Annotated in this window: 10 protein-coding genes; 1 reads left to right on the top strand and 9 read right to left on the bottom strand. The window is 65.3% G+C overall.

Features of this window, described 5'->3' with window-relative positions; translation table 11 throughout:
* From UNPF46_RS26385 to ltnD, 4 genes are all read right to left on the bottom strand, one after another.
* The coding region (locus UNPF46_RS26385; RefSeq protein ID WP_142251949.1) for an MCP four helix bundle domain-containing protein at positions 1-1124 on the bottom strand (1124 nt) is incomplete at its 3' end.
* A 168-nt stretch (positions 1125-1292) separates the two neighbouring features.
* Entirely contained in the window at positions 1293-2570 is a 1278-nt protein-coding gene (otnK, locus tag UNPF46_RS26380; protein WP_142251948.1) for a 3-oxo-tetronate kinase, read from the bottom strand.
* A complete protein-coding gene (gene otnI, locus UNPF46_RS26375) occupies positions 2567-3349 on the bottom strand; it encodes a 2-oxo-tetronate isomerase (RefSeq protein ID WP_142251947.1) in 783 nt (260 codons plus the stop codon). Before otnI ends, otnK begins: the two co-directional genes overlap by 4 nt.
* A gap of 14 nt (positions 3350-3363) precedes the next feature.
* Complete coding sequence (gene ltnD / locus UNPF46_RS26370) at positions 3364-4389, bottom strand: L-threonate dehydrogenase (protein ID WP_283811680.1); 1026 nt, start codon at positions 4387-4389, stop codon at positions 3364-3366.
* On the opposite strand from ltnD, the gene otnC reads away from it, so the two are divergent.
* A complete protein-coding gene (gene otnC, locus UNPF46_RS26365) occupies positions 4388-5092 on the top strand; it encodes a 3-oxo-tetronate 4-phosphate decarboxylase (protein ID WP_181770119.1) in 705 nt (234 codons plus the stop codon). The genes ltnD and otnC overlap by 2 nt on opposite strands.
* A gap of 133 nt (positions 5093-5225) precedes the next feature.
* On the opposite strand, the gene UNPF46_RS26360 is transcribed toward otnC, so the two are convergent.
* From UNPF46_RS26360 to UNPF46_RS26340, 5 genes are all read right to left on the bottom strand, one after another.
* Positions 5226-5930: an ABC transporter ATP-binding protein gene (locus UNPF46_RS26360; RefSeq protein ID WP_142251945.1), complete on the bottom strand. Its 705-nt coding sequence runs from the start codon at positions 5928-5930 to the stop codon at positions 5226-5228.
* Positions 5914-6645, bottom strand: coding sequence for an ABC transporter ATP-binding protein (locus UNPF46_RS26355; protein ID WP_100178973.1), 732 nt, complete (start codon positions 6643-6645; stop codon positions 5914-5916). Before UNPF46_RS26355 ends, UNPF46_RS26360 begins: the two co-directional genes overlap by 17 nt.
* Positions 6642-7625: a branched-chain amino acid ABC transporter permease gene (locus UNPF46_RS26350; RefSeq protein ID WP_142251944.1), complete on the bottom strand. Its 984-nt coding sequence runs from the start codon at positions 7623-7625 to the stop codon at positions 6642-6644. Before UNPF46_RS26350 ends, UNPF46_RS26355 begins: the two co-directional genes overlap by 4 nt.
* Positions 7625-8458 carry a branched-chain amino acid ABC transporter permease gene (locus UNPF46_RS26345; protein ID WP_245448587.1) on the bottom strand — a complete coding sequence of 278 codons (834 nt, stop codon included), beginning with the start codon at positions 8456-8458 and terminating at the stop codon, positions 7625-7627. The genes UNPF46_RS26350 and UNPF46_RS26345 overlap by 1 nt, the downstream gene beginning before the upstream one ends.
* A 197-nt stretch (positions 8459-8655) precedes the next feature.
* Positions 8656-9900 (bottom strand): ABC transporter substrate-binding protein, encoded by a 1245-nt coding sequence (locus tag UNPF46_RS26340; protein ID WP_100178976.1) that lies wholly within the window; start codon positions 9898-9900, stop codon positions 8656-8658.
* Positions 9901-9938: the final 38 nt, after the last annotated feature.

Below are 9938 nucleotides of genomic sequence, written 5' to 3'. Positions count from 1 at the left end.
ACGGCATCGCCCGCCATCCGCGCCGATTCCTGCACCTGACGGCTGATCTCGCCGACCGACGAGGCCATCTCCTCGGTCGCCGAGGCCACCGACTGCACGTTGGTCGAGGCTTCTTCCGAGGCGCTGGCAACGGTGGTCGCCAGCCTCTGGGACCGGTCGGCGGTCGACGTCAGCGTCGACGCCGAGGCCTCCAGCTGGGTCGAGGCCGACGACACGGTCTGGACGATCTCGCCGATCATGGTTTCGAATTCGCGGGTGATGTTGTCGACGCGGCGGCCGCGCTCGATCTTGGCTTCGGCATCGGCGGCCGCAGCCTCGTCGGCGGCCTTCTTGGCGATCAGCGCCTCCTTGAAGATCTGGAGCACGTCGGCCATCGCGCCGATCTCCGTCTTCTCGCCGCGATGCGGGACGTCGGCGGAGAGATCGCCCTTGCCCAGGGCCTGCATCGGCTCGGTGATGGAAGCGATCCCGCTGGAGACGTCGCGGACGAGATAGACGCTGAGAGCAATGCCGATCAGGACGGCGGCGCCGAGAATGACCGAAACCAGCATGAAAGCGTAGGAATAGCTGTCGGCGGCTTCCTGAGCGGCCTGTTCACCGCCCTTGGTGTTGAGCTCGATGTCCTTGTTCAGGACCTCATCCGCCTGAAGGCCGATCTTGTTGACCGTCTTGGAGTTGAGCTCCTGCGCCTCGCGCGGGATCTTGCCGGCCTCCTTGCGCGACAAGGCCATCACCTCCTCAGTGCCCTTCTTGTATTCGTCCCAGAGCTTGGACCACTGGCTGTAGAGCGCCCGCTCTTCCGGGGAGCTGATCATGGGCTCGTACTTGGCGCGCACCTTGGCGAGCGCCTCGCTCACCGTGGCGGCGGTCTTCTCCGTCGCGAGCTTGTCGTCCAGAGCTTCGGCCAGCATGTGCTGACGAACCACGTTGCGATACGTGATGACGCTGGCCCGCAGGTCGCCGATCACCCGCACGCTGGGCATCCAGTTCGCGGTGATGTCGGTGGTGTTGGCATTCATCGACCGCATCTTCATCACGGCGAGCAGGCCCATGCCGGTCATCGCGACCAGCAGGAACGCCACGACGCTGATGATCTTGGCGCGGATGGAAAGCTTGGCAAACATAATCGGGTCTCGTTGTGCTGGCGCGAGCGCGCGTCGGAAGCTCTAAGAATCAACCAAAAGGAGCAGCGCCGATATCAGACAGCAGACCATCTGCTGAGATGTTAACTACGACTCCGTACGAGTACGGAAAGCGAAAGAAATGAACAGGCGCCTAAGGACGCCCTGCGCTCAGCGCATGAGCCTAAGCGCATCCGAGAAGAAGTCGGGACCACCGAAGTTTCCAGACTTCAACGCGAGCAGCATGTCGCCTGCTTCAGCACCGACGGCGCGCAACACCGGAACGCCCGCGGCGATCTCCGCGCCGACGAGGAATCCGGGAATCTCGAGGCGGTCGACGACCGCACCGGAGGTCTCGCCGCCGGCCACGATCAGCCGCCGAACACCTGATTTTACTAAGTTTTCCGCAATGTCGGCCATCGTCTGCTCGATGGCGTGACCGGCCGCGTCGCGGCCGTGGCGGGCCTGCAGGGCCGCGACCTGATCCGGCGTCGAGCTCGAGGCGATCAGCACCGGACCTTCGGCCAACCGGGGCCTCGCCCAGTCCAGCGCACGCTGCGCCTCGCCCGGTCCCGTAAGAATACGGTCCGGATCGAGATGGAGCACCGGCATGACTTTTTCGGCGCTGGCGATCTGCTTCAGCGTCGCCTGCGAGCAGCTTCCGGCAAGGCATGCCGCCGTTCCGCCGACGGCCGCTTCGGCCGCGCTGCTCGCCGCCGCGGGCTTGACCTTGCCCGTCGACACCAGCGCCCGCGCCAGTCCAAGGCCGATGCCGGAGGCCCCGACCGACAGGCGATGTTCGCCGGCGACGAGGCCAATGGTTTCGAGGTCGCGGTCGAAGACGGCATCGATGATGGCGGCACCGATGCCTTGGGCCGCAAGCTCGGCCAGCCGCGCCCGCACGGCGTCCGTACCACGCGCGACGGTGGCGAGGTCGACGAGGCCGATCTTCGTCCCGCTCTGACGCGCGAGCACGCGCACCAGATTGGAATCATGCATCGGATTGAGCGGATGGTCCTTCAGCGGGCTCTCGTTCAGCGGCACGGCGCCGACGAAGAGGTTGCCCTGGTAGACCGTGCGACCGGTCTCCGGGAAGGCCGGCGTCACCAGCACGGCTCCCTCGCTGCAATCGGCGCGCAACGCGTCCATGACGGGGCCGATATTGCCGGCGTCGGTGGAATCGAAGGTCGAGCAGATCTTGAACAGCACATGGCTCGCACCGCGGCTGCGCAGCCATTTGTCAGCCGCGCGCGAGCGCGACACGGCAAGTCCCGCCTCGATCGAGCGGCTCTTCAGAGACACCACGACAGCGTCGACCTCGGGCAGCGCGAGATCGTCGGCGGGGATGCCGATGGTCTGCACGGTGCGCAGGCCCGCGCGCGTCAGCGTGTTGGCGAGATCGGAGGCGCCGGTATAATCGTCGGCGATGCAGCCCAACGCAAGGGTCACGGCTTCACTCCCGCGTAAGGCTTGAACCAGGCGAGGCCCTCGGTGGTCTTGCCACGCGGATTGTATTCGCAGCCGACGAAGCCGGCATAGCCGAGACGGTCGAGCTCTTGGAACAGGAACGGATAGTTCAGCTCCTCGCCGTCGGGCTCGTTGCGCGAGGGGATGCTGGCGATCTGGACGTGGCCGATGATCGGCATCATCTCGCGCAGCCGCATGGTGACATCGCCGTGGATGATCTGGCAGTGATAGATGTCGAATTGAAGCTTGAGGTTCGCAAGCCTCAGCTCCTGGATCAGGTCGCGGGCGAAGCCGAAATCGTTGAGGAAGTAGCCGGGCACGTTGCGCGCGTTGATCGGCTCGATCACGACGTCGATGCCGTGCGGTGCGAAGAACTCCGCGGCCCATGCCACCGATTTGTAGAAGGCCTCGATCGCGACGCGTTCGCCGCGGTTGGCGATGCCGGCCATCAGGTGCAGGCGCTTGACACCGGTCGCCTTGGCGTAAGGCAGCGCCGTCTCCAGGCTTGCCTTGAGATCATTGAACCGCGAGGGGAGCGCCGCGAAGCCCTTCTCGCCGGCATTCCAATCGCCCGGCGGCAGGTTGAACAGCGCCTGGGTCAGGCCGTTGCGCTTGAGACGCTCGCCGACCGCTTCGGCGGGATGCTCGTACGGAAAGAGAAACTCGACCGCGGTGAAGCCGGCTTGCGCAGCGGCATCGAAACGATCGAGGAACGGCACCTCGGTGAACATCATCGAGAGATTGGCGGCAAAACGGGGCATGGGAGTCCTCTTCGTTACTTGTCGCCGGGCAGCTTCACGCCGGTGACCTGCGCATACATGCGCGCGACCGAGGCGTCGTCATCGCGGCCCATGCCGGCGGCAGCCGTCATCAAGAACATCTGGAGAGCGGCAGCGGAGACCGGCACGGGGAATCGGGCGCTGCGCGCCATGTCCTGGATGATGCCGAGGTCCTTGACGAAGATCTCGACGGCGCTGCGCGGCGTGTAATCGCCGTCGAGCACGTGCGGCATGCGGTTCTCGAACATCCAGGAATTGCCGGCGGAGGCGGTGATCACCTCATAGACCTTGCGGATGTCGAGGCCCTGCTTGGCCGCGAAGGCCATCGCTTCCGATGCGGCCGCGATGTGCACGCCGGCCAGCAACTGGTTGATCATCTTGAAGGCGGCGCCCTGACCAGCGGCATCGCCGAGCTCGTAGAGTTTCGCAGCCATGGCATCGAGCGCCGGCCGGGCCTTTGCGAACGCGGCGGAGCTGCCGGAGGCCAGGATCGTCAGCTCGCCTTGCGCGGCGCGCTGCGCGCCGCCGGAGATCGGCGCATCCAGATAAAGCCGGCCGGTTGCCTCCAGCTGCTTGGCGAGGCGCCGCGCCACTTCGGGATCCATGGTGGCGGAGGAGATGAAGACGCTGCCCTTCGGCATGGTCTCGGCGGCCCCGTCCTTGCCGAACAGGATCGCCTCGGTCTGGGCGGCGTTGACCACGACGCTGACGACGATGTCGGCGTCCTTGGCAGCCTCGGCCGGCGTCTTTGCGCCCGCCCCGCCGTCCTTCACGAAGCGCGCCACTGCGTCAGCCGAAACGTCACAGCCGGTAACTGCGTGGCCGGCGCGCTTCAGCGAGGTCGCCATGCCATACCCCATCGAGCCGAGCCCGATGACGGCGATGCGCTGTTTTTGAGACGTGGAGGCGGACATATGCAACTGACCCTTGCGAACGTTTCCTGGACGGCCGTCCTTTGCGGCGGCTCGGCGAACCGATAACACGGCTTGGCCGCGCTGCCAAAGCGTGAGACAAGCGGACATGACGGCCATGAGAACTGAAACCAGCGACGAGACGAGGCTGCGCGAGGACATCTGCCGCTTCGGACGGTCCCTGTTCGAGCGCGGGCTGACGCCGGGATCCTCCGGCAATATCAGCGTCCGCCTCGCCGGCGGCGGCTGGCTGGTGACGCCGACCAATGCCTCGCTCGGCTTCCTCGATCCGGCAAAGCTGTCACGGCTGGACGCGGAGGGTAAGCTGGTTTCGGGGGATGCCCCGACCAAGGAAGTTCCGCTGCACACCGCGCTCTACGACACGCGCGGCACTGCGCGTGCGATCGTGCATCTGCATTCCACTCATTCGGTCGCGCTCTCGATGCTGCCGGAGATCGACCCGCGCGCCGCGCTGCCGCCGATGACGGCCTATTATTTGATGAAATGCGGCGCCACCGCGCTCGTGCCTTACTACCGCCCCGGCGATCCCGCGGTCGCCGATGCGATCAAGGGCCTGGCGGGGAAATATTCATCGGTGCTGCTCGCCAATCACGGCCCGGTCGTCGCCGGCGACACGCTGGAGGCGGCGGTGTTCGCGACGGAAGAGCTGGAGGAAACGGCGAAGCTGTATCTGCTGCTGCGCGGGCTGAACCCGCGCTATCTGTCGCCGGAGCAGGTGAACGATCTGGTGAAGGTGTTCGGGGTGACGCTGCCGGAGCATGGGCACGAACCAAACACACCGACGTCATCCTGAGGTGCGCCCGGCGCGATGCTTTGCATCGCGCCGGGCGCCTCGAAGGATGGGCTACGGGTGCTCGCGGCTCATCCTTCGAGGCGCGCAAGGGCGCGCACCTCAGGATGACGGCTGAATTTGCCGCGCCAGAAAGCTAAAGCCCCAGATACGCCTTCCTGACATCCGGATTGCCCCTGATCTCCGCGGCGGGGCCCTGCATCAGCACGCGGCCGGTTTGCAGGATGTAGGCGCGGTCGGCGATCTCGAGGCACTCGGCCATGCGCTGCTCGACGATCAGGACGGTCATGCCGCTGTCGCGGATCAGCTTCACCGCCTGGAAGATCTCGTCGACCAGCTTCGGCATGATGCCCTGCGAGGGCTCGTCGAGCATCAGAAGCCGCGGGCGCGTCATCAGCGCGCGGCCGATGGCGAGCATCTGCTGCTCGCCGCCGGAGAGCGTCTCGGCGCGCTGCTCCAAACGTTCCTGAAGGCGCGGAAACAGCTTGAAGACGAGATCGAGCGGCGCCTCGCGGTCGGCCTCGCCGCGATAGAGATAGCTGCCGAGGCGCAGATTGTCGCGCACCGACAGGCGCGGAAACAGGCGGCGGTTCTCCGGCACATAGGCGATGCCGGCCGCCGTGATGTGATGCTGCGCCATGCCGTTGATCTGCTTGCCGTCGAAGGTCACGCTGCCCGAGCGCGGACGCTCGGCACCGGCGATCGACTTCAGCAAAGTCGACTTGCCGGCACCGTTGGCACCGGCAACGCAGACGATCTCACCCTTGGTGACCTCGATACTGACCGCGGAGATCGCGACCAGACCCTGATAGGCGGTCGTGACTTCACGCACCGACAGCATGACGATCTCCCAGATATGCCTTGATCACCTTGGGATCGCGGACCACTTCAGCGGGCTTGCCCTCGACCAGGACCTTGCCGAGGTCGAGCACGATGGCGCGGTCGACCAGCGGCATCACGATCTCCATGACGTGCTCGACCATCAACACGGTGATGCCGGCATCGCGCACCTTGCGCACCAGGGCAACGCCGGTCTGCGCCTCGGTCGGCGTGAGGCCGGTGAGGACTTCGTCGAGCAGCAGCAGCTTCGGCTCGGTCGCGAGCGCACGGGCGACTTCGAGGCGGCGCTTCTCGGCCGGCACGAGGTCGCTCGCGAGCACGTCCGCGCGCGCGGCAAGGCCGGTGAACTCGAGCACCTCATGCGCCTTGCGACGTGCCTCGCGCATCACGGTGTTGCGCACGAGGGCACCGACGATGACGTTGTCGATGACGGTCATGGTCTCGAAGCTCTTGACCACCTGGAAGGTGCGCCCCACCCCGCGCTGGCAGCGCGCGGCCGCCGGCATGTGGGTGACGTCCTCGCCGTCGAATAGGATCGAGCCTTGCGTCGGCGGCAAGACGCCGGCGATGAGATTGAACAGCGTCGACTTGCCGGCGCCGTTGGGGCCGATCAGGCCGACGATCTCGCCGCGGCCGACCGAGATCGAGACGTCGCTGTTGGCAACGAGGCCGCCGAACCGCTGCCAGACGCCACGGGTTTCGAGAAGCGCGGTCATCGGGCAGCTCCCGTCTTCTTCGGGCGCGAGAACAGGCTGAGCAGTCCCCGCGGCAAGGCCAGCGAGATCAGGACGATCAGCGTGCCGTAGACGATGAGGTCGACACCGCGCCCCGAACCGCCGAACTTGAAGCGCGTCAGCTCGGTCAATGGGATCAGGATGGCGGCCCCTAACACCGGCCCCCACAGGGTGCCGATACCACCGAGCACGGCGGGCAGCGCCATCAGCAGCGAAAACTGGAAGCCCATGACGCTTTCGGGATCGATGTAGGAGACGAACTGGGCGTAGAAGCTGCCGCCGACCGCGACCAGGAAGGCAGAGACCGCGGCCGCGCCCATCTTGGAGTTGAACACGTCGACACCGAGGCTCTCGGCCGCGTCCGGATTGTCCTTCACTGCACGCCACCAGAATCCCCATTTGGAGTTCTCCAGCCACCAGGTGACGAACCAGGCGAGGCAGCACAGCGCCAGCGCGAAATAGAAGTACGGCAGCTTGGTGCGCAGGAACTGGAATTTCAGCCAGCTGTCGCCGCGGATCGGAATGGTGATGCCCATGGCGGCGCCGGCCCATTCCCAATTGTGGAACAGCAGCAACCCGATCTCGGCGATGACGATGGTGGCGATCACGAAGTAATGGCCACGCAGGCGGAAGAAGGGATAGCCGAGCCCCATCGCGATCAGCGCCGACACCACGCCGCCGGCCAGCATGCCGAACCAGGGCAGCACGCCGAACTTGGTGAACAGCAGCTCGGTGGTGTAGGCCCCGAGGCCGAAATAGAGCGCATGGCCCAGCGAGATCTGCCCGCAATAGCCGGACAGGATGTTCCAGCTCTGCGACAATCCCGCATACATCAGCGTCAGGATCAGGATGTTCTGGACGACGACGTCCTTCACGAACAATGGCGTCGCTGCGGCAATCGCGGCGAGCACCGCAGCGATGATGAGGTCGCGGCGGCGCCGCGCTGCAAATTCCTTGTCCATCAGATCGATCCGAACAGGCCGCGCGGCCGGATGAAGACGACCAGCAGGTAGACGGCGTAGATGCCGACCGACTTCAGCGACGGCGGCAGCACCAGCGCGGTGGTGGCTTCGACGAGGCCGACGATGATGCCGCCGGCGAAGGCGCCGAACACGCTGCCGAAGCCGCCGAGCGCCACGGTGACATAAGCGATCAGGGCGAAGGACGCCCCGACGTCGGGATAGATGTAGAAGAAGCTCGCCATGATCGCGCCGGCGAGACCGACCAGCGCGGCACCGAGGCCCCAGCCGAACGCAAACACGCGGTTCTTGTCGATGCCGACCAGCGCGACCGCACCGGGATCTTCGCGGGTGGCTTCCAACGCGCGGCCGAAATCGGTGCGATGGATGAAGAAGTAGAGACCGGCGAAGGCGAGGATCGAGACCAGTGCGCCGAACAGCTGCGGCTCGGGCAGGAAGATGCCGGCAATCGAGACAGTCTTGCCGCCGAGCCAGGACTGCGGAATGCTGCGATAGTCCGGCGTAAAGAAGAATTGCGCGAGGCCGCGCATCACAATGGCAAGGCCGAACGTGGTGAAGATCTGCACCATACCGGCATTGGCCTTGGCCCGCATCGCGAAGCGTACGATCAAGAGGTAGATGACCGCTCCGAACACGAACAGGGCAGCGGCGACCAATGGCGCCGACAGCAAGGGATCGATGGCAAAGAACGCGAACAGGAAGAAGGACAGGTACATCGCGATCATCAGGAACTCGCCATGGGCGAAGTTCGTGACGTCCATCAGGCCGAAAATCAGCGCGAGGCCGACCGCGATCAATCCGTAGAGCAGGCCCATGAGCAGGCCGCTCGCGAGACTCTGGATAATGGCTTGGGCTGTCAAAAGTCTGTCCCCCGAAATAGATCCTCATCCTGAGGAGCGCGCACAAGCGCGCGTCTCGAAGGATGGCCCAGCCCTCGTCCTTCGAGACGCGGGCTGCGCCCGCTCCTCAGGATGAGGGCGGGAGCTACGTCTGAGCTCCCGCGTTGCAAGTCTTACTTCATCGGCCAGACCGCTTCCGCAATCGCGGCCTGCGGCGGGAAGATGGTGACGAACTTGCCGCCGATATATTGCAGCAGCACCGGATCGGCATCGTTGTTCTGGCCCATCTCGTCGAACTTGACGCGCTTCCAGGGCATGATGGTCTGCTCGCCCGGGATGTCGGTCGCCGCCAGCGCATCGCGGATCTTCTCGCCGTCGGTCGACTTGGCGCGGCTGATGGCATCGGCCAGGATGATCAGGCCCATGAACTGGCGCGAGGTGAGGTCGTTGAAGTCCTTGCCCGAGCGCGCCTTGAACATGTCGTTGATCTTGCCGACCATCGGGCGCTTCTGCGCGAGGTCGAGTGAGAAGGTGCCGCGCGAGATCACGCCCTCGAGCTTGTCGCCGACGGCATCGTAGAGCGCCTTCTCGGAGAAGCCGGCGTCCTGCGCCACGATCGCATTCGGCTTGTAGCCGAGCTCGGCCATGGTCTTGACCAGGAGGATGCCGTCGGTGGTGTAGCTCGAGGGCATCAGCACGTCGGCGTTCGCGGATTTGAGCTGCTGCACCTCGGCCGAGAGCGAGGGCGAGTTGGCGCGATACTTGATGTCGGTGACGATCTTGTAGCCGCGCTCGCCGGCGATCTTGGCCTGGGCGTTGCCGGAGTCGGTGCCGAAGATGGTGTCCTCGTGGAACAGCGACAGCGTCTCGATCTTGGTGCCCTTCTTCTTCATGGCGTCGAAGAAGTCGAACATGGCGGCCGAGTACATCTCGTCATGCGGCGCGGCGCGGAAATAGTATTTCAGGCCGCGGCGATGCAGGCTGGGCGAGGAATTGTCGGCGGAGACGAACGGAACCTGATAGCGCTCGCAGATCTGGCTGACGGTGACGGCAACCGCGCTCTGATAGGTGCCGATGATGGCGGAAACCTTCTCCTGCGTGATCAGGCGTTCGGCTTCGGCGCGGCCCTTCTGCGGATCGGCCTGGTGGTCGGCGAACACGAGGCGCACCTTGGCGCCGCCGAGACCCGGCAGGCCCTCGCCCTTGGCCAGCGGCAGGTCGAAATCGGTGTCCTTGTTGATGACTTCGAGCGCGGTCTCATAGGCCTTCTGCGCGTCGACGCCCTGCTGCGCGCTGCCGCCGGAGAACGGATAGATCACGCCGATCACGACTTCCGAAGTCTGTGCGCGTGCAGCCAGCGGCACCAGCGCAGCGGTGGCGGTGGCACCCAACAATACGTCGCGGCGAGTGATCGTCATGGCGGAGTCCTCTTTGACTGAATTTCAGCTGATCGAAT

It is taken from the genome of Bradyrhizobium sp. UNPF46, from assembly GCF_006658625.1.
GTDB lineage: Bacteria > Pseudomonadota > Alphaproteobacteria > Rhizobiales > Xanthobacteraceae > Bradyrhizobium > Bradyrhizobium nitroreducens.
Note: the sequence above shows the minus strand (reverse complement) of the source record. Positions and strands in the feature narration are given on the sequence as shown.

What these genes read in the sequence shown, in the direction of transcription:
- ltnD (WP_283811680.1), bottom strand. Translation starts at nt 4,389, where the DNA reads ATGTCCGCTTGTCTCACGCTTTGGCAGCGCGGCCAAGCCGTGTTATCG.
- UNPF46_RS26340 (WP_100178976.1), bottom strand. Translation starts at nt 9,900, where the DNA reads ATGACGATCACTCGCCGCGACGTATTGTTGGGTGCCACCGCCACCGCT.
- UNPF46_RS26350 (WP_142251944.1), bottom strand. Translation starts at nt 7,625, where the DNA reads ATGGACAAGGAATTTGCAGCGCGGCGCCGCCGCGACCTCATCATCGCT.
- UNPF46_RS26355 (WP_100178973.1), bottom strand. Translation starts at nt 6,645, where the DNA reads ATGACCGCGCTTCTCGAAACCCGTGGCGTCTGGCAGCGGTTCGGCGGC.
- UNPF46_RS26345 (WP_245448587.1), bottom strand. Translation starts at nt 8,458, where the DNA reads ATGGGCCTGCTCTACGGATTGATCGCGGTCGGCCTCGCGCTGATTTTC.
- otnI (WP_142251947.1), bottom strand. Translation starts at nt 3,349, where the DNA reads ATGCCCCGTTTTGCCGCCAATCTCTCGATGATGTTCACCGAGGTGCCG.
- UNPF46_RS26360 (WP_142251945.1), bottom strand. Translation starts at nt 5,930, where the DNA reads ATGCTGTCGGTGCGTGAAGTCACGACCGCCTATCAGGGTCTGGTCGCG.
- otnC (WP_181770119.1), top strand. Translation starts at nt 4,388, where the DNA reads ATGACGGCCATGAGAACTGAAACCAGCGACGAGACGAGGCTGCGCGAG.